Origin of the sequence: Aeromonas sp. ZOR0001 (assembly GCF_000801015.1) — a bacterium.
Lineage (GTDB): Bacteria > Pseudomonadota > Gammaproteobacteria > Enterobacterales > Aeromonadaceae > Aeromonas > Aeromonas veronii.
This window is the reverse complement of record NZ_JRJY01000038.1, coordinates 19,160-41,044: the sequence shown is the minus strand read 5'-3', so window position 1 is coordinate 41,044 and position 21,885 is coordinate 19,160. Positions and strand designations below refer to the sequence as shown.

19 protein-coding genes are annotated in these 21,885 nt (G+C 59.9%); 8 read left to right on the top strand and 11 right to left on the bottom strand.

Going from position 1 to position 21,885, the window contains the following annotated elements:
• Positions 1 to 58 precede the first annotated feature (58 nt).
• On the top strand, positions 59 to 1,906 hold the full coding sequence (locus tag L972_RS05280; protein WP_047436336.1) for a GGDEF domain-containing protein: 1,848 nt from the start codon (positions 59 to 61) through the stop codon (positions 1,904 to 1,906).
• Between the two features lie 141 nt (positions 1,907 to 2,047).
• On the opposite strand, the gene L972_RS05275 is transcribed toward L972_RS05280, so the two are convergent.
• Positions 2,048 to 2,770 (bottom strand): SDR family oxidoreductase, encoded by a 723-nt coding sequence (locus tag L972_RS05275; protein ID WP_040067517.1) that lies wholly within the window; start codon positions 2,768 to 2,770, stop codon positions 2,048 to 2,050.
• Positions 2,771 to 3,199: 429 nt separating this feature from the next.
• Here L972_RS05275 and prfC point away from each other — a divergent pair, with 429 nt between their 5' ends.
• On the top strand, positions 3,200 to 4,789 hold the full coding sequence (gene prfC / locus L972_RS05270) for a peptide chain release factor 3 (protein ID WP_085942070.1): 1,590 nt from the start codon (positions 3,200 to 3,202) through the stop codon (positions 4,787 to 4,789).
• Between the two features lie 237 nt (positions 4,790 to 5,026).
• Here the strand turns inward: prfC and L972_RS20605 are convergent, their stop codons facing one another.
• From L972_RS20605 to mdtH, 4 genes are all read right to left on the bottom strand, one after another.
• Complete coding sequence (locus L972_RS20605; protein WP_047436333.1) at positions 5,027 to 5,938, bottom strand: bifunctional helix-turn-helix transcriptional regulator/GNAT family N-acetyltransferase; 912 nt, start codon at positions 5,936 to 5,938, stop codon at positions 5,027 to 5,029.
• Positions 5,939 to 6,095: 157 nt separating this feature from the next.
• The gene (locus L972_RS05260) at positions 6,096 to 7,745 is read right to left on the bottom strand and encodes a hypothetical protein (RefSeq protein WP_047436330.1); all 1,650 of its coding nucleotides are present in this window, start codon (positions 7,743 to 7,745) and stop codon (positions 6,096 to 6,098) included.
• A gap of 14 nt (positions 7,746 to 7,759) precedes the next feature.
• Positions 7,760 to 8,170, bottom strand: coding sequence for a type III secretion system chaperone (locus L972_RS05255; RefSeq protein WP_047436328.1), 411 nt, complete (start codon positions 8,168 to 8,170; stop codon positions 7,760 to 7,762).
• Positions 8,171 to 8,308: 138 nt separating this feature from the next.
• Positions 8,309 to 9,505 (bottom strand): multidrug efflux MFS transporter MdtH, encoded by a 1,197-nt coding sequence (gene mdtH / locus L972_RS05250; RefSeq protein WP_005340523.1) that lies wholly within the window; start codon positions 9,503 to 9,505, stop codon positions 8,309 to 8,311.
• Between the two features lie 92 nt (positions 9,506 to 9,597).
• Here mdtH and L972_RS05245 point away from each other — a divergent pair, with 92 nt between their 5' ends.
• Positions 9,598 to 10,491, top strand: a complete 894-nt coding sequence (locus L972_RS05245) for a LysR family transcriptional regulator (RefSeq protein ID WP_005349020.1) — start codon at positions 9,598 to 9,600, stop codon at positions 10,489 to 10,491.
• A gap of 32 nt (positions 10,492 to 10,523) precedes the next feature.
• On the opposite strand, the gene L972_RS05240 is transcribed toward L972_RS05245, so the two are convergent.
• The gene (locus L972_RS05240) at positions 10,524 to 12,299 is read right to left on the bottom strand and encodes a M4 family metallopeptidase (RefSeq protein ID WP_047436325.1); all 1,776 of its coding nucleotides are present in this window, start codon (positions 12,297 to 12,299) and stop codon (positions 10,524 to 10,526) included.
• A 346-nt stretch (positions 12,300 to 12,645) separates the two neighbouring features.
• On the opposite strand from L972_RS05240, the gene L972_RS05235 reads away from it, so the two are divergent.
• Both L972_RS05235 and rimJ read left to right on the top strand, forming a co-directional pair.
• Positions 12,646 to 13,200 (top strand): GNAT family N-acetyltransferase, encoded by a 555-nt coding sequence (locus L972_RS05235; protein ID WP_005340529.1) that lies wholly within the window; start codon positions 12,646 to 12,648, stop codon positions 13,198 to 13,200.
• On the top strand, positions 13,200 to 13,751 hold the full coding sequence (gene rimJ / locus L972_RS05230; protein ID WP_047436322.1) for a ribosomal protein S5-alanine N-acetyltransferase: 552 nt from the start codon (positions 13,200 to 13,202) through the stop codon (positions 13,749 to 13,751). The genes L972_RS05235 and rimJ overlap by 1 nt, the downstream gene beginning before the upstream one ends.
• A 62-nt stretch (positions 13,752 to 13,813) precedes the next feature.
• Here rimJ and L972_RS05225 read toward each other — a convergent pair whose 3' ends face one another.
• From L972_RS05225 to L972_RS05215, 3 genes are all read right to left on the bottom strand, one after another.
• Complete coding sequence (locus L972_RS05225) at positions 13,814 to 14,062, bottom strand: hypothetical protein (RefSeq protein WP_005340533.1); 249 nt, start codon at positions 14,060 to 14,062, stop codon at positions 13,814 to 13,816.
• Positions 14,063 to 14,371: 309 nt separating this feature from the next.
• Positions 14,372 to 15,421, bottom strand: a complete 1,050-nt coding sequence (locus tag L972_RS05220; protein WP_047436319.1) for an oxidoreductase — start codon at positions 15,419 to 15,421, stop codon at positions 14,372 to 14,374.
• 135 nt (positions 15,422 to 15,556) lie between these two features.
• A complete protein-coding gene (locus L972_RS05215; protein ID WP_047436316.1) occupies positions 15,557 to 16,720 on the bottom strand; it encodes a multidrug effflux MFS transporter in 1,164 nt (387 codons plus the stop codon).
• 238 nt (positions 16,721 to 16,958) lie between these two features.
• On the opposite strand from L972_RS05215, the gene rdgB reads away from it, so the two are divergent.
• Both rdgB and hemW read left to right on the top strand, forming a co-directional pair.
• Positions 16,959 to 17,555, top strand: a complete 597-nt coding sequence (gene rdgB, locus L972_RS05210) for an RdgB/HAM1 family non-canonical purine NTP pyrophosphatase (protein WP_005340539.1) — start codon at positions 16,959 to 16,961, stop codon at positions 17,553 to 17,555.
• Between the two features lie 90 nt (positions 17,556 to 17,645).
• Positions 17,646 to 18,791: a radical SAM family heme chaperone HemW gene (hemW, locus tag L972_RS05205; protein ID WP_047436313.1), complete on the top strand. Its 1,146-nt coding sequence runs from the start codon at positions 17,646 to 17,648 to the stop codon at positions 18,789 to 18,791.
• A gap of 104 nt (positions 18,792 to 18,895) precedes the next feature.
• Here the strand turns inward: hemW and L972_RS05200 are convergent, their stop codons facing one another.
• Together L972_RS05200 and zntR are read right to left on the bottom strand one after the other, a co-directional pair.
• Positions 18,896 to 19,135: an alternative ribosome-rescue factor A gene (locus L972_RS05200; RefSeq protein ID WP_047436310.1), complete on the bottom strand. Its 240-nt coding sequence runs from the start codon at positions 19,133 to 19,135 to the stop codon at positions 18,896 to 18,898.
• A 214-nt stretch (positions 19,136 to 19,349) separates the two neighbouring features.
• Positions 19,350 to 19,805 carry a Zn(2+)-responsive transcriptional regulator gene (gene zntR, locus L972_RS05195; RefSeq protein ID WP_043825867.1) on the bottom strand — a complete coding sequence of 152 codons (456 nt, stop codon included), beginning with the start codon at positions 19,803 to 19,805 and terminating at the stop codon, positions 19,350 to 19,352.
• Positions 19,806 to 20,220: 415 nt separating this feature from the next.
• On the opposite strand from zntR, the gene purH reads away from it, so the two are divergent.
• Positions 20,221 to 21,813, top strand: a complete 1,593-nt coding sequence (gene purH / locus L972_RS05190; RefSeq protein ID WP_047436307.1) for a bifunctional phosphoribosylaminoimidazolecarboxamide formyltransferase/IMP cyclohydrolase — start codon at positions 20,221 to 20,223, stop codon at positions 21,811 to 21,813.
• Positions 21,814 to 21,885 lie beyond the last annotated feature (72 nt).

The following is a 21,885-nucleotide window of genomic DNA, read 5'->3' as shown; positions in this document are numbered from 1 at the left end:
AAGGGAACAATAACAATAGTCATGTAGTATCGGATTGCCCCTTTTATCCGGAGAGTTTATGCGTCATCTCGCTGTACTGCTTTTGTTGGCAGCGTTCAGGCTTGCGGCTTATCCTTTGGCTCCTGCCCAGCTGGAAGGGGTGCTTGATGAGATGGAGCGAACCTACCAGCTTATAGAGTTACAGAGCGAGCGACTTAACCAGTTATTGCAGGAGGGGGATTCTTATTCACAATCGCAGCTGATGCGGATCCGGCGTCTGACCTGTTGGGCACAATCTGCCGATGACATGCAGAAGTCCAGTGCGGCTGTTACCTATGCCAATGCCCAATTGTTGCTGGCGTACCAGCAGCAGGATGGCGTTGCTATGGCAGACCTGACCATCTGTCGTGGTTGGTTCAATCAGCTACTGGGTGATGTGGCACATGCCCGTAAGGACTACGATGAGGGGTTGCAACGGGCAAGGGTGGCCCACGAGCCAAAGCTGGAAGCTCAGGCTCTCTCTCTCCGTGGCGCTATGTTGTCGTTTCACGGCGCGGCAGGCCAAGGGTTGGTTGATCTTACCAGGGCGCACACCATTTATGAACGGCTCGGATTGATATCATGGTCTCAGCACGTCCAGCTGGAGATTGCAGCAGCATTTCGTCGTATGGGCCTTTATACTGATGCATTTACTGCTTTGGCGCCGCTTCGTCCGTACTTTATCGCCAGCAGTGATCGCTTCGGCATGGCCAGACTTAGCGATCAACTTGCTCTTATCTACCTGCGGACCGAACGTTATCAGGATGCCTTGGCAGAACTTGAGCTCAGCTCTGCATACTACCGTCAGATCCGGTATCGGATTGAGCATGCTGCTCGTCAGATAATGAAGGCCGAGGCCCTGCTCGGGCTGGGTAACCCCGATGAAGCAAAGAGCTTGTTGGATGCGGCTAGCAAAGTCTTGTTGGCAGATGTGGATCCCGTGCTTTATGGCCGTGTAGAGTTGGTGAGAGCCAAGTGGCAGCTGCAGGCTGGGCAACCGGAACAAGCGCTGCAGTCGCTGGAGCGAGTTGAGCCCATTCTCAAGGCGAAGGGCTATGTACTGTTTCTTACCACGTTGTATGCATTGCGTGCTGAGGCACAGGAGGCGTTGCATAACTATCCTGCGGCGTTGGCTGCCCAGCGGGATAACCTGACGCAAGAACAGCTCCTCGCTCAACTGTTACGAGAGCAAAGCATTGCCTGGGTTCGCGGTGAGTTCGAACTGGCCCGTCAAGAAGGGGATAATGCACGACTGAGAATCGAGCAGCAGTTGCAGCAGCAGGAGCTGGAGCAGGTCAAGGAGCGTCGCTTCTGGCTGCTGGTGGTGATGGTGCTCTGCGGGGTACTGGCGCTGCTGACGATGGGGTGGCTGCTGGATCGCAACCGTCGGATGCGTCGTCTGGCCTTTACCGATGAACTGACCGGCATCAACAACCGCCGTCGGGTGCTGCGGCAGGGCAGCGATATGTTGGCGCTGGCTCGCAGGCAGGGCACGCCATTTTGTCTGCTGGTGTTCGATATCGATCACTTCAAGCGGATCAACGATACCCTGGGCCATCACCAAGGAGACAGGGTGCTGCAATGGGTCTCTCGGGCGGCAGATCGTCAGCTGCGGCACCAGGATCAGTTGGGACGTACCGGCGGAGAGGAGTTCTTGATCCTGCTGCCGGATACCAGCCTTGAAGAGGCGTGCCGGGTGGCTGAGCGGATCCGTCACACGGCGGCCAACCGAGCGCTGCCCGGCATGTCGTACCCGGTAACCATCAGTATCGGATGTGCCTCTCTGCGAGACGATGATCAGGATCTGGCGGCCTTGATCCAGCGTGCTGACAATGCGCTGTATCGTGCGAAAGAGGCGGGGCGCAACCGGGTGGAGACAGACGAGTGACGGGCTGGGTGTTGTCACTCACCAGGGTGTCATCGCTATTGGGGAGCACACTGATACGGCGATGATGCTCGTCCCCTGCGCTCATTCTTGCCTGCGATGACAGATTGGCAAGCGCGAGCGCAGAAGACCGTCAGAAGGGCGTTATGCCCAGGCGCTCCCACCATTGAGGTGAAGCACTTCACCATTCATGTTGTTGTTGCTCATCAGGAACAGCGCGGCCTGCGCATAATCCTCTCCCTCTCCCAAGCGCTTCAACGGCAGGCTTTGCGCCACGGCTGCCACTTTTTGTGGGTCATTGCCTAGTGCTTTAAGCAGCATGGGAGTGCGCATGGGGCCCGGGTTGATGACGTTGATCCGACGGGGGGTCAGCTCGGTAACCAGACTGTGAGCCAGCGTTTCAACCGCGCCAGCTGCAACGGCAGGGAGTGCCTTACCCAGTTGTGGGCGGCGCGTCACCATCCCGGACGTGAGCACGATGGAGCCGCGTTCGGACAGTTTGGGTGCTGCGGCGCGGATCGCATGAACACTTCCCCAGAAGCGGCTGTCCATGTTGATTTTCAAATCCTCGATGGCAGCGGTGAGAAAGCTGCCTGGTCGCATGACGGCGGCGGTGATGACGAGATGATCCAGCGAATCCAGCTGGTTGAAAAAGTGATTGACGGAGTCGACGTCGAGAATATCCAGTTGATGGCCACTGGCACTTGGGCCCAGTTCAGCCAGTGCAGTGGCAAGCTGCTCACGGCTGGAACCGCCGATAATGACCTTGGCGCCTTGCTCGATCGCTTGTTGGGCGGTGGCCAGGCCAAGACCCGAGGTACCACCGATAATGACGATCTGTTGATTGTGCAGGGTGGAATGTTTCATGTAATGACCTCTCCATTATGTAGATACGATTTACATATTTGTAGCTGGATAGGGAAAGTCCAAGTATGAAAATTTATCAAGAGTGGTTGTTGCTGGCATGGGGAGGGGGCCAACTCCACGTGGTCCGGATGCTGCCATCCGATTCGGAGTGTTTGATTTTCTGTTCAGTTGGAACCTGTGGAACAGATGTGCGGCCAAATTATCATCTCTTGTCAGGCTGGGTATTTTTCACTCGCGCGGGTATAATGTCGCGCAATTTTGCTTTGACTCAGGCGATAAGACCCATGTAACGCAACCCTCCTCCCTCTCTCCACCAGGTTGGCAACACGCCAGCTGGCGTGGCTTTCGTTGCGTATACATGTGCCGTGAGCGGCATTCCGGATTTATTCCCACGGTGGCTGATGCCACCGCTCAATAGAAGAACGTTGAATTATGTCAGCTGAATTTCTGAGTGAAGTCTCCAAGAGACGCACTTTTGCGATCATTTCGCACCCGGATGCGGGTAAAACCACCATCACCGAGAAAGTCCTGCTGTTCGGACAGGCCATTCAGCGCGCCGGTACCGTCAAGGGCCGTGGCTCGGGCCAGCACGCCAAATCCGACTGGATGGAGATGGAGAAGCAGCGTGGTATCTCCATCACCACCTCGGTGATGCAGTTCCCCTATGCCGATTGTCTGGTCAACCTGCTCGATACCCCGGGTCACGAGGACTTCTCTGAAGATACCTACCGTACCCTGACGGCGGTCGACTGCTGCCTGATGGTCATCGATGCCGCCAAGGGTGTTGAAGACCGGACCCGCAAGCTGATGGAAGTCACCCGTCTGCGTGATACCCCCATCCTCACCTTCATGAACAAGCTGGACCGCGAAGTGCGCGATCCGATGGAAGTGATGGACGAGGTGGAGCGCGAGCTGAAGATCATGTGTGCCCCCATCACCTGGCCTATCGGCTGCGGTAAATCCTTCAAGGGTGTCTATCACCTCTACAAGGATGAGACCTATCTCTATCAGAGCGGTCAGGGCCACACCATCCAGGAGAAGCGGGTGGTCAAGGGGCTGAACAACCCGGATCTGGATGCCGCCGTCGGCGAAGATCTGGCCCGGCAACTGCGCGACGAGCTGGAGCTGGTGCAGGGCGCCTCTCCCGAGTTCGATCACGATGCCTTTATCGCTGGCGAGATGACCCCGGTCTTCTTCGGTACCGCGCTTGGTAACTTCGGTGTTGACCACATGCTGGACGGCCTGACCGACTGGGCGCCGTCTCCCATGCCACGCAAGGCCGAGAGCCGCGAAGTGGTGGCGACCGAGGAGAAGTTCTCCGGTTTCGTATTCAAGATCCAGGCGAACATGGATCCGAAGCACCGTGACCGTATCGCTTTTATGCGTATCGTGTCAGGTACTTACAGCAAGGGCATGAAGATGCGCCATGTGCGTATCGGCAAGGATGTGAACATCTCCGACGCCGTGACCTTTATGGCCGGTGACCGTGAGCAGGCGGAAGACGCCTTCGCCGGTGACATTATCGGTCTGCACAACCACGGCACCATCCAGATCGGCGACACCTTCACCCAGGGTGAAGATCTCAAGTTCACCGGCATCCCGAACTTTGCACCGGAACTGTTCCGCCGCATCCGCCTGCGCGACCCGCTCAAGCAGAAGCAGCTGCTCAAGGGGTTGGTCCAGCTCTCCGAAGAGGGGGCGGTGCAGGTGTTCCGTCCGCTGATCAGCAACGATCTCATCGTCGGTGCGGTCGGTGTGCTGCAGTTTGATGTGGTGGTTTCGCGCCTCAAGAGCGAGTACAACGTTGAGGCCATCTACGAGGCGGTCAACGTCTCCACCGCCCGCTGGGTGGAAGGCACCGACGTCAAGAAGTTCGAAGAGTTCAAGCGCAAGAACGAGGTCAACCTGGCCCTCGATGGCGGTGACAACCTCACCTATATCGCACCGACCATGGTCAACCTGCGCCTGGCCCAGGAGCGTCACCCCGACGTGGAGTTCCGCCAGACTCGCGAGCACTGATAACGGTTTGTTTGCCTGTTGGCAGATAATCAAAGAGACCCCGCTTCGGCGGGGTCTCTTGTTTTGTGCCGTTGTGCCTGTTTAAGGAGGGATGCAGGGGGTAATGGTTCAGCATCTTCCAGTCGCAAGCAGCCCTCTCCCAGAGGGAGAGGGAACCATCAGCGGTCTGCCTGAAAGATCGCGGAAGTGTTTTTGCCCCCTTCTCCCCTTGCGGGAGAAGGGTTGGGGATGAGGGGGCTACCCCAGTGTCAGCACCATACAGATCTCGCAATCCCCGTGGCCGGTGCAGCCAAGGGGGCTGGGCAGGTGTTCAAAGCCCAGTGATTCATAGAGGCTGGTGGCTTCGCGCAAGACCTCGGTCGTTTCCAGATAGCAGCGCTGATAACCAAGCGCGCGCGCCTCGTCCAGAGCCTGCAATACCAGCCGTTTGCCAAGGCCCAGTCCGCGCAGGGCGGGCATAAAGTACATCTTCTGCAGCTCGCAGACACCCTCTTCTCCCGCCAATGGCGCAATACCGCCACCGCCGAGGATGGAACCGTCCGGCCCTTCGATAACCCAATAGCGGCTCTTCTCCCCCTGATAGCTCTGGGAGAGGGTGTCGAGATTGGGATCCGAGACCCCATACCCCTTGTCGGCGGTGAGGCCATATTCGGCCGAGACGGCGCGGATCACCAAGGCGATCTGGGCATTGTCCGCCGCCGTGATGGGGCGGATCTGGTAACCCCGCTGGCGACGGGCGCGGGAGAGGGCGCTGCGATAGAGCCGCAGCCCTTGCCACAGCTGCTCCCGCTCGGGCAGGCTCAACTGTGCCAGCATCTCTTCCATCGCCCCGTCCATCTCCCGGTGCAACTCCAGCAGCATCCCCTGACCGTTGACGGTGAGGCGGGCCTCCTTGCTGCGCCCGTCGGAGGGGTGCGGGTGCCAGCTGATGAGCTCCCGTTCGGCGAGGCGCGCCAGCGGACGGCTGGCGTTGGATTTGTCGATGTGCAGCTTTTCTGCCAGCTGCTGGTTGGTGGCCGGGGCGTTTTCCAGCTCGATCAGCAGGTGAGCCTCGATGGGGGTGAGGGCCAGATTGCCGCACTGCTGGGAGAGCATGCCGAGTTCGCGAACCAGATCGCGCGACAGAGCGCGCAGGGGACGGGGATCCATATCGTGGTTTCCTTTTTAGTTGTGCATAACAACTAAAATAGCGTAAAAGTTGTAACTCGCAACTTTTTTTCTCCGTCATGTTTGTATGGGGGAGGTGGAGCAGACTAACCCTGTGTCACTGGATCGGATCAGGATTAGCTGCGGTGATGGCCTGCTATCAGCCTTTGGCGGTCGGAATGCCCCAATCATTCAATCTGGTCTGCCACTGGTGAAGCCCTGCCTTGATCCGAAACGGCCCCAGTTGCCATGGGGTGGGCATGGCTTGCTCCAGCGTGCGAGCCAGCAGCTGTTTGGCCCAGCCCGAACGGTCGGTGCCCTGCCAGCTACCACCCTGTAACTGCAACATGGAGATGACCTGACGCAGTTCGTGCAATCTGCCGATGCTCTGCTCTTGCTTGAGCTGGCGCATTCTGGCCTGGGATGGCAGTAACCAGCCAAGCAAGCGGGCGGTACGGCTGGTGGCTGGTTGCCGTAGCGCCTGAATACCCTCGTCCAGCACCTTGAAGTAGGGCTGGGTGAGCGTGACTCCCAACATATCTAGGGTATGGGAGGAAAACCGGTCTGCATCTGAGTGGGTCGGCAGATTCAGGGTGTTAGCCTCGACTTGCTGCAGGTTGTGGTTGTTTTCCTCCTTGAGCTGCTGCGCCAGCTCTCGCACCTGGGGGAGGGATAACCGGGCCAGGATTGTCAAATCGACACGGGTTGCCGGGATCGGAACTGCCGGGGGCAGATGCTGGCCATCCAGTTCGGCTTGCAGGTTGGCGGCTGCTCTGGTCAGTTTTGCCAGGGCCTGACAGGCCGGGCGATTGGCCAGTTGGCGGGTGATCTCCTGCTCCAGCTTGAGATGTTCCTGTGCCTCCTGCTGCCTTCGCTGGGCCTCCTTCTGCAGTTCGATCGTTGGATTGGGCAGATCATCGCTTGGTGCTGCAGTGGGGGTGGCAAGCGCTGCTGGCGGTAGCGGTGTGGCCCGTACAGTGAAGTTGAACTCCAGTATCCCTTCGAGTTTGAAGTGACGACCCAGAATGCTTTCCCGCACGCTCGCTTGGGCGAAGGCGTTATAGAGCGCACCACGGCCATGACCGGCCAGCAGACGGTTTATCAGGGTTGCAGTCTCCTCCTTGCGGGAGGGAAGGGCGTTGATCTTGACCTGTACCCCCCTGGGTGTATCGAGCAAGCCAAGATAGCGGCCGATCTCGGGTTGTTGCAGATAGCCTCGCAGATAGGCGGTGTGGAGCTCACGTTTGGCTGGGTCGGCGTCCAGATAGTGTTGCAGCACCTGTTTTAGCTCCTGCGCCAGTTGCAGCAGTTCGGGTTCGCGCAAGGAGCGCGATGGAAGTGGTTGGCTGCGTAACTGGCAGGATTTGCTGCCAAAGGCGCCCTTGAGAGTGATATAGCGCCCGATCTCACCGGTGGGATCTTTGACCAGGGGCTGGATGAATGTTTTGCCGTCCGGCAGTTTTTTTAGCTGGTGGAGCAGGGTGACCAGGTGGGTCATGGGATCGGTTTTTGCCAGCGTCGGTTTGCCGAGTTCATTGCGCATCTGTCCAGCGCTCAGCAATTCATCCAGCGCGGTTTGCTGTTCGGGGTGCTGTGCCAGATAGCCCGAGAGCCCCTTGCGCAGTTCATGGTTCAGCAACTGCTGGCTATCTGGTGTCAGGGCTGGCGGGGGCGGGAGAGTCAGTTCAGCCCGTTCGGCGGTGGGAGCGGTCAGATTGCGAAACAGGTTAATCAGGCGATGGCCGGGATTGCTCTGGTGGCTGGGTGGCATTGCGATAGCTGCAAGTGGGGCGCTGTGGTCGATCTTCATGATGAGCTCCTTGCTCACAGCTCTGCTGCGTAGAGTCGGGGTGTGAGGTCATGAGCCAGTCCGACAAGTTGACCCATCAGGTTGTCGAGCAGTGGTTCATCGCAGTGAGCGAGAAAAATCTGGGCGTAGAGTGTGAGGATTGGCATATCGCCATCCAACCCGAGCCAGGTGCCGCCCATCAGGGCGACCTCGCTATTGAGGCTCAGCCAGTGCTGCAGGTTGGCGGGGGTCAGATGATTGGCATCCAGCTGGCCTGTCATCGGAGTGGTGATGAGCAGCACGCTCTCATCGGGAGCGACTTCCAGCCACCACTCTCTATTCTGCTGATCCAGCAACAGAAAGATCCGGTTTTTCTCATCCGGGGCCGCAGGGACCTGCATACCGGAGAGGCGGGCGATCCAGTGATAAACAGGGTGGTGTGACATGGTGGCTCTCCCTTTTGCCAAGTGTTGGGAAGAGTATTTCATGGTGTGGCGGCACGCTCTGTCAGTGCTGGCCGCAATTATGGCGGGAAAGGACGAACGACAGCTCCTATGATTGGGCTGCCGCAGGTGGGGCGGTCGTCAGGCGGCGGCTCTGATAGCCAGCTCCGGGCGGCGGGAGAAGCAGCGGGCCAGCAGCAACATGGTGGCGACGCCTATGGTACCGAGCACCAGCCAGGGGAGGGCCGGTTGTCCCTGTTGCAGCGAGAAGTCATAGAGGGAGCCGCCGCCCACGTAGCCGGTCATGCCCCCCAGCGCCAGTCCGAGGCGGCTGAAGCCCATGTAGCTGCCGCGGGCTGTGGGGTTGGCCAGCCGGGTCATCAAGGTCTCCCGGGCCGGTTCACAGATGATGATCCCCAGATAGAAGCAGGCCAGCAGTACGAAGATGCCGGAGAGGGTGCTGACGAAAGCGACCAGCCCGATCCCCACTGTCATCAGCAGGATACCTGCCATCAGCCGGCTCTCCAGCCGATAGCGCCGCTCGCTGAAACGGGCGATAGGGTAGAGCAGCGCCAGTGACAGCGCCGTTTCCAGGCTGTACATCCAGCCCACTGCAGTGGTGGTGCCGGAGAGCTGCTTGACCAGAATGGGGAAAATCAGCATCACCTGTACCCACAGCATGTAGTAGCCGCTCAGGATCAGTACCAGTCGGCAGAAGGCGCGATCAGCCAGCACCTGTCCCAACCCTTCCCGCATCGGGGTCGGTTTGACCGAGAGGCGGTAGGCGGGCAGCAGGGTCCAGTTGCAGAGCGCCGCCAGGGTGAAGAGCCCGGCGCCCAGCAGGCAGACGTAGGTGAAGTCAAAGCGCAGCAGCCAGCTGCCGAGCAGGGCACCGGTGACGGCTCCCGCGCTCTCCAGCATCATCAGCAGGGAGATAAAGCGGCCCCGCTCATGGGGGCGGGTAAATTTGATCACCAGTGCGGCCCGGGGCGGGTCGAACAGGCAACCGCCCAGTCCGGAGAGGAAGCAGGAGAAGATCAGCATGGCGCCACTGTCGGCCCAGGCCAGGGTGGCGAAGCCGACGGCGCGCAACAACATGCCGGTGACGATGAGCGGGCGGGCGCCGAAACGGTCGGCCAGCGAGCCGCCGAAGATCCCCAGCCCCTGCTGGGTCAGCTGGCGCAGGCCGAGGGCCAGCCCCACCAGACCGGCCGCCCAGCCGAGTTGATCGACGAAGCGCAGGCTGATCATCGGCATCACCACAAAGAAACCCAGGATCACCAGTGTGGTATCCAGCGCCAGAAACCAGCGTCCCCAAAACCTCGCCCTATCGACCATAACGCCCTCTCATTCACAGATACCTTCATTCTGGAGAGGGCTTAGATATAGTGGTAGACGACAACTACCTATATTTCATATCAGGATTATTTATGTCTATGGATCTGGACGATCTGCAACTGCTGCTGGATGTGGCCGAGCTGGGCAGCTTCAGTCAGGCGGCGGCCATTCGTGGCTGGTCACAGCCGCTGGTGAGCCAGCGGATTGCCCAGCTGGAGGAGAGCCTCGGGGCGCCGCTGTTTCAGCGTCATCGGCGCGGGGTGACGCCGACCCGTGCCTGCGAGGAGTTTCTGCCATCAGCCCGCTCTGCGCTGGCGATCCTGAGCGAAGGGCGGCTGGCACTGCAGGGGGCGCCTGCGCTGCCTTGTATCCGTCTCTCCAGCCTGCCATCCCTCACTTCGGTGGTGTTTGGCTCGCTATTGATGGAGCTGGTGGACGAGCCGTTTGAGATCCGCTGCACCACGGATCACTCCGGCGAGATCATGCAGTCGCTGCTGACTGGCGAGGCCGATATCGGCTTTGTGCTCAAGCGCCCGCCGGTTGCGGGCCTGCAGATGGAGCTGCTCTGCTGCTCCCCTATCATCGCTATCGCCTCGCCATTGCATCCGCTGGCTGGTTGTCACGGCCTCACCCTGGAGGATATTGCCGACCAGCGGCTGGCACCTCAGGTATGGGGGCCGGGGTGTGACGTCTTTATCCAGCAGTTGCGGCGGCTGCGGCGGGCCGCCAGCCCCCTGCATGCGGTGCAGCCCGCCAGTGCGGCGCGGGATCTGGCGCTGGAACACGGGTTTATCACCCTGATGCCGGAGCTGGCCATCAAGCGGGATCTGGAGGTGGGGCGGCTGGTCAGGCTAGATGTGCGCAATCTGCCGCAGGAGCATTGGGATGTGATGATGGCGTGGCGCGGTGGCAAGCGGCCCAACCCGGCTAGGGAAACCGTGTTGGCCACCGCCCGCACGCTGGCGAAACGGTGGCGCAATGAGTAGAGCGATGCGGGACAAGGCCCGCATCGGGTGGATCAGTAGCTGGCCTTGAGGGTCACGCCACTGAACGCGGAAAACCCTGACAGCTGCACATGCCAGGTGCCCGCCTTGGGATTGGTGAACGAGCAGCTTTCGTTATTGCCCCCCTTGTAGGGACGGCAGTCGTAACTGCTGCTGGTGGGGGCGCTGCCAAAGCGGACGTAGAGGTCGGCATCACCGGTACCGCCACTGCTGCTGATTTGCAGCGACCTGGTGCCAGCCGGTACGTTCAGGGTGTAGTTGAGCTTGCCACCCTTGCTGGCGGCGAGGTTGCTCACCGGCACGCCGTTTTGCAGCACGTTGTCGCTCGGTGGCGGCGTGGTGCCGCAGCTGGCATCGACCCCGACGGTCTGGAAGGCCCGTGCCACATCCGCCTGACTGTAACCCAGGTCGGCGGTCGCCCGGCTGACGCCGCAGGCCCCTTGCTGGTAGTTGGTGTTGGCGCCCCAGTAGAGGCGGTTGGCCAGCAAGAAGACTTCAAATGCCTTGCGGGTGTTCCAGCCGCTGCTGGTGGCGAGCAGGTAGAAGGCGCGGTTGTAGACCCCGGAGCTGTGGTGTACATCCATCCCCTCCTGATAATCCGCCGCATGGCCGATGGATCTGCCATCCCGGGTCGGATCCTCGAAGTAGCGCAGGGAGCCGTTACCCTTGAAGATCTGGGCGCCGACCAGCCAGTCGTTGCTCCCCTTCATGTAGAACTCGGCCGCTTCACCCGCCATATCGGAGAAGGCCTCGTTGATGCCGCCGGATTGTCCTGAATAGATCAGCCCGGAGTTCTGTTCGGTAAAGCCGTGGCTCACCTCGTGGGCCGCCACATCGAGGCTCACCAGCGGGTGGAAGGTGGTGGCGCCATCACCAAAGGTCATCTGGCTGCCATCCCAGAAGGCGTTCTCGTAATTCTTGCTGTAGTGAACCCGCATCTTCAGTTTGAAGGTGAGGGGCGCCGTGTTGTACCAGTTGCGGTACATGTCGAACACCACGTTGCCGAAGTAGTGGGCGTCGTTGAGGGGCGAATAGGCGCCGTTGATCTCCTTGACCCGGTTCTCCGGGCAGGTGAACTGGTGGATGGCACCGCCTGAGGTGGCGTGGTTGAGGTTGATGGTATCGACGTTGGGGCTGGTCATCCGGCAGTTGTCATCCACGATGAGCGGGCCAAAGTCGGTGCCGTAGACGTATTTGCCGGTCTTGATGTTGCCCCCCGGGCCGCTGGCGTCCTTGTGGTTGATCCCCTCCCAGCGTTTGAGCTCCTCACCGCTCTGGGCATCAAGAATGACGAAGGGGCGGCTCGGCTTGTCACCTTCGGCGATGAAGGAGACCTGATAAACCAGCCGGGCCAGCCCGTTCTCATCCTGCATCACGTAGAGTTTGACCTGCTCGTTGCTCCCCTTGCTGCCCGCCTTGGCCTTGCTGGCGGCATCCTGTGGCGAGAGGGTGGCGGCCGGGCTTGCCACATCCTGATCGATCTGGCGCAGCATGCGTCCACTGGCCTGCTGCAGCTGGCCGTTCAGGCTCTTGTCAGCCACCACCACCTGACCCATTACCGGGATGCCGTTCCAGACCTGCTCGTAGCGGATCCGCTGCTGGCCGTTGGGCAGCTTGACCACCCGCACCTGACGAAACTCGCCATCTTCCAGTTGCAAGGTAGCACTCGCGGCACTGAGGCCTGTCATGGCCCGGATGCCGTTTGCCGTTACGTTGATCTCTACCTCTTGTGCCGCCAGTGCGGCACTTCCCCAGCAGGCCAGCGCAACGGCCAGATAAATTTTATTCATCTCTTCTTTCCTTAAATCGATGAGGTTGATAAACCGACCGAAGGTCGGGCGTTTTGAAGCTAGTGCCGGTGGGGGAAAGTGCCCCCTGTCAAAAGTGACAGCGCAGCACAAAGGGGTAGCAGGATCTGCCAAAGTGCCGTTTGGGGGCATTCTTCGGCGCCATGTGGAGAGCATTATCCGGTTTCAGACACCCACCCTCCTCTTTTGAGGGAGGAGAGAACGCACGCTGTGACCCTCTGCGATACCTGCCGGAGGGGAGGCGTAAAAGTGGCTGGCGCGGCCAGTGGCGATTGGCTACATTGGGTGCTGGTTCGCGATTTGATCACTGATTTAAAAGGAGAATCCCATGTTTTCATGGCAGTTGGACGACGAGCTTGCGCTGCTCTTCTTGCAGCCCGATATGGCGAGCGAACTGTTTGCCCTCTGCAATGACAACCGGGAGTACCTCTCCCAGTGGCTACCCTGGCCGCCACTGATCCAGCGCCCCGTCGACAGCGCCCTCTTCATTCGCAGTGCCATCGAGAAGTTCGCCCGGGGCGAGGGGCTCACCACCGCCATCGAGTATCAGGGGGAGGTGGTCGGCGTAATCGGTTACAACAGCATCGATCACGACCTTGGCAAGGTGGTCATCGGTTACTGGCTGGCGGAGCGCTGGCAGGGTAACGGCATCATCACCCGGGCCTGTCAGGCCCTGATCCACCACGCCTTCGAAGAGATGGGGATGGAGAAGGTGGAGATCAGCGCCGCCACCGATAACGAGCCCAGCAGGGCTGTTTGTGAGCGGCTCGGGATGCAGCTGGAGGGGGTGACCCGGCGCGCAGAGCGGCTGGGCAACCGGATTGTGGACCACGCCCACTACAGCCTGCTGCGCGATGAGTGGCTAAGACAGAGGGAGTCCTGATGACGCTGCCACATATCAAGACGGCTCGTACCCACCTGACCATACTGTCGCCGGATCAGGCCCCCATGATGCTCGACTTCTACCGGCGCAACCGCGCCCATCTCGCCCCCTGGGAGCCGCTGCGGGACGAGCACTTTTACACCCTCTCTTACTGGCATGCCCGGCTGCAGGACAGCTACAGCCAGTTTTTCAACGGCACCGGCGTCAATCTGGTGGCCCTCGATCCGGCTGGCGAGCGGGTGATCTCCACCTGCAACTTCAGCAATATCCTGATGGGGGTCTTCAAGGCGTGTCATCTGGGCTATGCCATCGACCAGCAGCATCAGGGGCAGGGGGTGATGAGAGAGGTGCTGTCAGCCGCCATCGACTACCTGTTTCGGGAGCACGATCTGCATCGCATCATGGCTTGCTATATGCCAGCCAATCAGCGCAGTGGCGCCTTGCTGGAGCGGCTCGGCTTCGAGCGGGAGGGATTCGCGCGGGCGTATCTGATGATCAATGGTCGCTGGGAGGATCACATCCTCACCTCGCTGATTAATCCGGCCCCCTGAGCGACAGATAAAAAAACGGGCCCGAAGTTGCCTTCGGACCCGTCTTCGAATGAGGTGCAGGCTTAGTTGGCCTTGGCATCGCTCACTGCAGCTTCAACCTTGGTAGCGGCTTCGGTAGCAGCTTTTTCTACGGTTGCAGTCGCTTCGGAGGTGGCCTTCTCTACGGTAGAGGTGGCTTCGCTAGCGGCTTTTTCTACAGTGGCAGCAACTTCGGCGGCCGGAGCAGCAGCAGGAGCGGCAGCTTTTTCTTCTTTCTGACCGCAAGCAGTCAACATCAGACCCAGGATACCGGCTACCAGTACTTTGTTCATGTGCATTCCCTCAAATAAATATGGAGAGATGGTCTGTGCAACCATCACAGCGCCCACCGTTGCCCGGTATTGAAACAAGAAGCCGGGAGGCAGCAGGCGGGCGCAATATAGCCCCATTAGTTACCGATGAAAACGGATATCACAATGACATTTTTTCGTGCCGTGGATAAAAAGCTCCACTGCAACGACTGATATCAATACAAGATGCCGTTAAATGGCACTAATTGCACAATTAAACACCGCTTTGCTGCCATCTCTTGGCGGTTTAGCAAGGTCAAGGTTGGTCAAGCGCGGCCGATGACCCGCACCTTAGTCAGACAGCTTCTGACAGGGCAGCCGTTTTCCCTCAAGGTGGCTCTGACGGGCCAGATCCAGCAGCGCCATCACCGCCAGCGCTTCACTTGCTGGCACCGGGTTGCTTCCCTCACCCTTGATGGCGGCGCAGACACCGCGATAGTAGGCGCCATAATCCCCCGGCTCACCCTCCACGCTCTGCTGCTGTAACTGACCATCGACAATGCGGCTGAGCTGACCGGGTTCACTATCCATGCCCCAATCCGCCGCCGGTGGCCGCAAGCCCTGCTTGAGCTGATCTTCCTGCACATCCATACCGAATTTCACGAACGAACCCTGGCTGCCGTGGGCGATGAAACGCGGCATGGTGGCTGAAACCAGACAGCTGCCATGCAGAATAACCCGCAGAGCATCGTAACCCAGTACCACATGGAAGTAGTCGTCCGCCAGTGCGCCAGGGCGCTGCTCGGCCAGATCGGCCTGCAGCCAGTCCGGTTGGCCGAACAGCTGCAATGCCTGATCCAGCACGTGGGGGCCGAGATCGAACCAGAGGCCGGAACCCGGGCCACCCGCTTCGCGCCAGCGCTGGCGCACTTCGGGGCGATAGCGATCGAAGTGGGATTCGAACTGGGCGATCTGCCCCAGCGTCTCTTCGGCAATCAAACGGCGCACGGTAAGAAAATCTCCATCCCAGCGCCGGTTGTGGAAGATACTGAGCAGCCGCTGCTGCTTTTCGGCCAACTCGACCAGCGCTTGCGCTTCGGCCAGATCCAGTGCAAAGGGCTTGTCGATCACCACATGTTTACCTGCCAGCAGCGCCTGGCGGGCGAGGGGGGCGTGGGTGTCGTTGGGGGTGGCGATCACCACCAGATCGACGGTCTCATCGCTTAGCACCTCCTCCAGTGATCCGACCCGGCAGTCGGGCAGATCGGCCTGCACCTTGGCGGCATCGCGGCTTACCACCCAGCTCAGGGACAAGCCCGGGGTGGTGGAGAGGAAGGGGGCGTGGAAGGTCTTGCCTGCAAAGCCATAGCCCACCAGGGCTGCGTTGAGAGTGTGGCTCATCGGGAGTTCTCCGCTGACATCGAGTGAGTGGGGTTGCCATCGCAGGCAATCTGCCGGATGGCCATGTGCTGTAAAGGCGATACAAACGAGAAGGGGGCCGATGGCCCCCTGAGTGTGCCCATCAGAGCACAGGATTTATTGCAAACACAAGCGGCGACCGCGTCGGGTCATCAGCATCACCAGGGGCGGCAGCAGCAGCCACATATGCAGCGCCAGCTGGCTCAGCGGGTCGTGCATCAGGGCGCCGGTCAGGCCAACCAACGCGCCGGAGCCGCTCATCTGGAACAGGCCGAGCAGGGCGGCGGCGGTACCGGCGCAGTGGCCGAACGGTGCCAGCGCCATGCCGGCGGCCGAGCCCAGAATCATGGCAAAGCCGATGCTGGAGAGGAACACCGGCCCCATCATCGCCAGCGGATGTTCGATGTGCATCGCCAGGGTCAGGGTGATGGCAGAGAGCATCAACACCAGCAGGCCGATGCGCAGGGTGCGTCTTGGCCCCACTTTGGCGATAAAGCGTGGCGCCATGAAGCAGGCCAGAATGTTGAGCGCGGCGTTGGCGGTGAACCAGTAGCTAAAGCCACTCATATCCAGCCCCAATTTCACCATCAGCTGCACCGGTGCAGCAGTGACATAAGCGAGGATCACCGCCATCGCCAGCATGCACAGCGCCGCGTTGAACAGGAAGCTGGGTGAGCGCAGCACAGGGCTGTAGCGGGACCAGCTGATGAGGGCCCCTTCACTGCGGGTCTCCTCCGGGCGGGTCTCCGGCATCCGCCACATCAGCCAGCTGCCGACGATGAGCGCATAACCGGCCATAAACCAGAAGTTGGCAGACCAGCCCGCCTTGGCGGTGAGCCAGCCACCGAGCAGGGGCGCCAGCGCAGGAATAAAGCAGATGGCGCCATTGAGGTAGGAGATCATCTGACCGCTCTTTTTCGGGCCATAGCTGTCACGCACCACCGAGAAGGCGGCGACCGAAGTAGCGCAGGCGCCGAAGCCCTGCAGCACCCGGGCCAGCATCAATTCGCCGAGGCTGGCGGCAAAACCGGCCCCCAGCGCGCTCAGGCCATAGAGCAGCACGCCGCCCAGCGCGATGGGCTTGCGACCGTAGCGATCGGCCAGCGGGCCAACAAGCAGTTGCCCCAGTCCCATGCTGAACAGGAACCTGGTGATGGTGCCCTGCATCAGGGTTACTTCGGCGCCCAGCTGCTCGGCCATCTGCGGAATGGCGGGCAGGTAGATGTCGATAGCCAGCGGACTGAACAGCACCAGTAGTACGAGTAAAAGTATCAATGGCATCTGTCACCTCTTTAGTCAGCCAGGTTAATGAATTGGGGCGCGAGTCTACTGACTCACAGTAATGAATAGAAATGGTATTTAATCACTTTGGTTATTCCATTATGGAAACATGTATTAAAAAGCTGGTTATTCGATGGCGGCAAATCCCCCGTAACCCCATCACAGCGGGTGTAATTGGCGCTTTTACTAAACGCTTGCGCCGCATAGAATGCGCAGATTATTTTTGCGGAGGTGCTCGATGAACAAGCTTGTCCTGGCAACAGGTAACCAGAAAAAGGTGAAGGAATTGGCCGCCATGCTGGCCGATATGAAGATCCAGGTGATCCCACAGAGCGAGTTTGCGGTCTCCGATGCCGATGAGACCGGCACCACCTTCGTCGAGAATGCCATCATCAAGGCCCGCCACGCCGCCCGCATTACCGGTCTGCCCGCCGTGGCCGATGACTCCGGACTGGAAGTCGATCTGCTGCAAGGGCGCCCCGGCGTCTACTCCGCCCGCTTTGCCGGTGTGGGTGCCGGTGACAAGGCCAACATCGAGAAGCTGCTCGGTGAGCTGCAAGGTGCCCCCGAGTATCTGAAGAGCGCCCGCTTCTGGTGTGTGCTGGTCTATATGCGCCACGCCGACGATCCCACTCCCATCATCTGTCAGGCGAGCTGGGAAGGGATGATCATCGACGAGCCGCGCGGTCAACATGGCTTTGGCTATGACCCCGTCTTCTTCGTGCCGGATCACGACTGCACCGCCGCCCAGATGCCAGCCGAGCTGAAAAACCAGCTGAGCCATCGCGGTCAGGCGCTGGCCAAGCTCAAAGCGGCGCTGGCTGCGGCGCACTGAGTCACTTCGCCACCTTGTTGGTTACACACGGTCAATCACACATAGTCATCTACAATGGGGGCCTTGAGCCCCCGTTTTATTGGAAGCCCCATGCTGCAACTGCCGCCGCTCTCTCTCTATATTCATGTGCCCTGGTGCGTCCAGAAGTGCCCTTACTGTGACTTCAACTCCCATGCCCAGAAGGGGGAGTTGCCTCACCTCGAATATGTCGCCGCCCTGCTGGAGGATCTGGATCAGGATCTGAAGTGGGCGCAGGGACGGCCGCTCTCCTCGATCTTTATCGGCGGTGGCACTCCCAGCCTGTTGACGGTGGAGGCGATGCAAACCTTGCTGGACGGGGTGCGGGCCCGCATTCCGCTCACCGCGGATTGCGAGATCACCATGGAAGCGAATCCGGGCACGGTGGAGGCGGACAAGTTCGTCGGTTTCCAGCGCGCCGGCATCAACCGTATCTCCATCGGGGTGCAGAGCTTTCAGCAGGAGAAGCTGACCCGCCTCGGCCGCATTCACGGCCCGGAAGAGGCGCGCAAGGCCGCTGCACTGGCCCATGCCATCAAGTTGCCCACCTTCAATCTGGATCTGATGCACGGTCTGCCGGATCAGAGTCTGGATGACGCCCTTTATGACCTGCAGCAGGCGATCGACTGCGCCCCGCCGCACCTCTCCTGGTATCAGCTCACCATAGAGCCGAACACGGCGTTTGCCTCCAAGCCGCCCAAACTGCCGGAAGATGACACCCTGTGGGACATCTACGAGCAGGGCCACGCCATGCTCACCGCCAGCGGTTATCGCCAGTACGAGATCTCGGCTTATGCCAAAGAGGGCTACCAGTGCCATCACAACCTCAACTACTGGCGTTTCGGCGACTATCTGGGGATTGGCTGTGGCGCCCACGGCAAGGTGACCGATCTCGCGAACCAACAGATCCTGCGCACCGCCAAGGTGAAGCATCCAAAAGGGTATCTGGACAAGAGTCGCCCCTATCTGGACGAGCAGTGGCAGGTGACGGCAGACGATCTGCCGCTCGAATACTTCATGAACCGCTTCCGCCTGTTTGAACCGGCCCCCAAGGCGGAGTTCGAGGCCTATACTGGCTTGCCACTGGAGCGGGTAGAGACGGTGCTCGCCATCGCCCAAAGCAAGGAGCTTATCGAGGATCTGGGGGATAGCTGGCAGCTCACTTCTCTCGGCCATCGCTATCTGAACGTATTGCTCGAACTCTTTATGGATGAGTGAGCGGCCTGTTGAGGCTGTGAGTTGGCGTTGCCAAATCGCTTCTTCTGTCAAAACAATCAGGGCGCCATTGGCGCCCTGATTGTTTATGGTCGGTAGAAACCCGCTCAGCAGCAGACGCGGATCATCTGCTGTTGGCCGGGCTCCCACCGCTTGCCAAATTTGGCCTTGCGCTGGTAACTCCCCTTGCCCTTCTTGTTGCGCTCGACCCTGCTGCGAAACAGGGGATCACAGAGCAGGGCATGCAGATGGTTATCCTTTATCTCACCGCGCTGATGGGCATAGCAGCCCCCTTGCGCATCTTCCTCACGGGGGAGGGCGGGTTGGTCGACCCGAATGTTGGCCATGATGGCTCCTCTTCTTTTCTCTTGGTGTGTTGATTCTTGTGTCTGGATGGCGGTTTTCGCTGCGGGCGCCTGTGCAGGCTAGCGCCCGGCAACCGGATGCACTGGCACCGATTAAAAACGCGGCGATTTTGTCACCAAATCGCCGCCGGAGCAATGCGTCGGGCGCGCCGAGTCAGTTACACTGAGCCAGGCACGCTCAGTCAGGCATACCATGTCAGCCGTGAACCGGGTCATGCTGGTCGTGGTTGTGATGCTCGTGATGGGCCGGGGCGCCAGATTCCAGCGTCTCGAGGATGGCGCAGTGCTCCGCCGAGCGGGGGCCGCCGCAGCAGATATTGGAGAGCTCGCGCAGGTTGTCGCGAAAGCGGGTCAGTTCGATGATCTTCTGCTCCACCTGTGCCAGCTTGGTGTCGGCCACTGCTTTCACCTCCTGACAGGTGACTTTGGCCTTGTTGGTATCGAGGTCGAGCAGCTCGCCGATATCGGCCAGCGAGAATCCCACCGACTTGGCGCGAATGATGAACTCCAGCCGCCGCTTGTCCTGTTCGCTGTAGAGGCGGTAGCCGGATTCGTTGCGGATCCCCGGTGAGATAAGCCCGTTCTTCTCGTAAAAACGCAGGGTATCTGCCTTGACCCCGCACGCCTTGGCCAGTTCACCGATCCGATACATGCTCTCTCTCCCCTTGAATATATGCCGCCACAAAAACCGGAATCCACTATCACCCCTTTGCCCATGGATTGCCAGCCAAGGGCATAAAAGGGGCAGATAAACATCTCCTGGCGACCCTTTTTTCCATAAAACACTGAAAGTGCAAACGTTTCGAGAAAATCAATTGGAAAACGTTTAACGCCGCGCCAAATAAGGCTTTGCCGTTTCAAAAAATCCACCACAGGTCACATTTTTTGTGTAGAATACGCGCCCATAACAGAGCGCCGCACCAAGCGGGCATTTCCTAAAACGCTTTTGCCGGATGTCGGGGCGAGAGTGGTTTGCGAAATCCCCCACTTCCATTTATTTGGGGACTCTCTGTGTTGAGCCTCGCCTCCCATGGAACGGTCCCCGTTATGTTGAGGACGATAGTGTGATGGAACAAGCTCGACCCATTCGCCGTGCACTGCTGAGTGTGTCTGACAAAACCGGCATTCTGGAATTTGCCAAGGCACTCAACGAGCGTGGTGTTGCCCTGCTCTCCACGGGCGGTACCGCCAAGCTGCTTGGCGAGGCGGGTCTGCCGGTGACCGAGGTCTCCGACTACACGGGTTTCCCTGAAATGATGGATGGCCGGGTCAAGACCCTGCATCCCAAGGTTCATGGCGGCATCCTCGGCCGTCGGGAGCAGGATGACGCCATCATGGCCCAGCACGCTATCTCCCCCATCGACATGGTTGTCGTCAACCTTTACCCCTTTGCTGCAACCGTGGCCAAAGCGGGCTGCACTTTGGCCGATGCGGTCGAGAACATCGACATCGGCGGCCCGACCATGGTGCGTTCTGCCGCCAAAAACCACAAAGATGTCGCTATCGTCGTCAAAGCTGCTGACTATGATCGGGTTATTCGCGAGATGGATGCCAACGGCAACAGCCTGAAACTGGCGACCCGTTTCGATCTTGCCATCGCAGCCTTCGAGCACACCGCCGCCTACGACGGCATGATCGCCAACTACTTTGGCACTATGGTTCCTTCCTACGGTGACAACAAGGAGGGTGACGAGGAGTCCCGTTTCCCGCGCACCTTCAACAGCCAGTTCATCAAGAAGCAGGACATGCGTTACGGCGAAAACAGCCATCAGGCTGCCGCCTTCTACGCCGAAGAGCATGCCGCGCCGGGTTCTGTCTCCAGCGCTATCCAGCTGCAGGGCAAAGCGCTCTCCTACAACAACATCGCCGATACCGATGCGGCGCTGGAGTGTGTGAAGGAGTTCGACGAGCCGGCCTGCGTCATCGTCAAGCATGCCAACCCCTGCGGTGTGGCCATAGGTAACGACCTGCTGAGTGCCTACGATCGCGCCTACCAGACCGACCCCACCTCCGCCTTTGGCGGCATCATCGCCTTCAACCGCGAGCTGGATGGCGCCACTGCGGCAGCCATCGTAGCCCGCCAGTTTGTCGAAGTGATCATCGCCCCGACCGTCAGCCAGGAGGCCCGCGATGCGGTCGCCGCCAAGCAGAACGTGCGTCTGCTCGAATGCGGGCAGTGGACGGCACCGGCGCAAGGGTTTGACCTCAAGCGCGTCAACGGCGGCCTGCTGGTACAGGAGCGGGATCTCGGCATGGTGACGCTGGGCGACCTGACCGTGGTCAGCAAGCGTCAGCCGACCGAGGCCGAGCTGCAAGATCTGCTGTTCTGCTGGAAAGTGGCCAAGTTCGTCAAATCCAACGCCATCGTCTACGCCAAAGATGGCCAGACCATCGGCGTCGGCGCAGGCCAGATGAGCCGTGTTTATTCGGCCAAAATCGCTGGTATCAAGGCTGCGGACGAAGGGCTGACCGTGGCGGGCTCCGTGATGGCCTCCGATGCCTTCTTCCCGTTCCGCGACGGTATCGATGCTGCCGCGCAGGCCGGTATCTCCTGCGTGATCCAGCCGGGTGGCTCGATGCGCGATCAGGAGGTGATCGATGCCGCCGACGAGCACGGCATGTGCATGGTGTTCACCAACATGCGCCATTTCCGTCATTGATGGGTCAGGGGCTGCCGATGGCGGCCCTTTTGTTGTCTCTTTTCAACTGACTATTTCCACTGACTGACGGCC

What these genes read in the sequence shown, in the direction of transcription:
- L972_RS05280 (WP_047436336.1), top strand. Translation starts at nt 59, where the DNA reads ATGCGTCATCTCGCTGTACTGCTTTTGTTGGCAGCGTTCAGGCTTGCG.
- L972_RS05275 (WP_040067517.1), bottom strand. Translation starts at nt 2,770, where the DNA reads ATGAAACATTCCACCCTGCACAATCAACAGATCGTCATTATCGGTGGT.
- L972_RS20605 (WP_047436333.1), bottom strand. Translation starts at nt 5,938, where the DNA reads ATGGATCCCCGTCCCCTGCGCGCTCTGTCGCGCGATCTGGTTCGCGAA.
- L972_RS05260 (WP_047436330.1), bottom strand. Translation starts at nt 7,745, where the DNA reads ATGAAGATCGACCACAGCGCCCCACTTGCAGCTATCGCAATGCCACCC.
- L972_RS05255 (WP_047436328.1), bottom strand. Translation starts at nt 8,170, where the DNA reads ATGTCACACCACCCTGTTTATCACTGGATCGCCCGCCTCTCCGGTATG.
- mdtH (WP_005340523.1), bottom strand. Translation starts at nt 9,505, where the DNA reads ATGGTCGATAGGGCGAGGTTTTGGGGACGCTGGTTTCTGGCGCTGGAT.
- L972_RS05245 (WP_005349020.1), top strand. Translation starts at nt 9,598, where the DNA reads ATGTCTATGGATCTGGACGATCTGCAACTGCTGCTGGATGTGGCCGAG.
- L972_RS05240 (WP_047436325.1), bottom strand. Translation starts at nt 12,299, where the DNA reads ATGAATAAAATTTATCTGGCCGTTGCGCTGGCCTGCTGGGGAAGTGCC.
- L972_RS05235 (WP_005340529.1), top strand. Translation starts at nt 12,646, where the DNA reads ATGTTTTCATGGCAGTTGGACGACGAGCTTGCGCTGCTCTTCTTGCAG.
- rimJ (WP_047436322.1), top strand. Translation starts at nt 13,200, where the DNA reads ATGACGCTGCCACATATCAAGACGGCTCGTACCCACCTGACCATACTG.
- L972_RS05225 (WP_005340533.1), bottom strand. Translation starts at nt 14,062, where the DNA reads ATGAACAAAGTACTGGTAGCCGGTATCCTGGGTCTGATGTTGACTGCT.
- L972_RS05220 (WP_047436319.1), bottom strand. Translation starts at nt 15,421, where the DNA reads ATGAGCCACACTCTCAACGCAGCCCTGGTGGGCTATGGCTTTGCAGGC.
- L972_RS05215 (WP_047436316.1), bottom strand. Translation starts at nt 16,720, where the DNA reads ATGCCATTGATACTTTTACTCGTACTACTGGTGCTGTTCAGTCCGCTG.
- rdgB (WP_005340539.1), top strand. Translation starts at nt 16,959, where the DNA reads ATGAACAAGCTTGTCCTGGCAACAGGTAACCAGAAAAAGGTGAAGGAA.
- hemW (WP_047436313.1), top strand. Translation starts at nt 17,646, where the DNA reads ATGCTGCAACTGCCGCCGCTCTCTCTCTATATTCATGTGCCCTGGTGC.
- L972_RS05200 (WP_047436310.1), bottom strand. Translation starts at nt 19,135, where the DNA reads ATGGCCAACATTCGGGTCGACCAACCCGCCCTCCCCCGTGAGGAAGAT.
- zntR (WP_043825867.1), bottom strand. Translation starts at nt 19,805, where the DNA reads ATGTATCGGATCGGTGAACTGGCCAAGGCGTGCGGGGTCAAGGCAGAT.
- purH (WP_047436307.1), top strand. Translation starts at nt 20,221, where the DNA reads ATGGAACAAGCTCGACCCATTCGCCGTGCACTGCTGAGTGTGTCTGAC.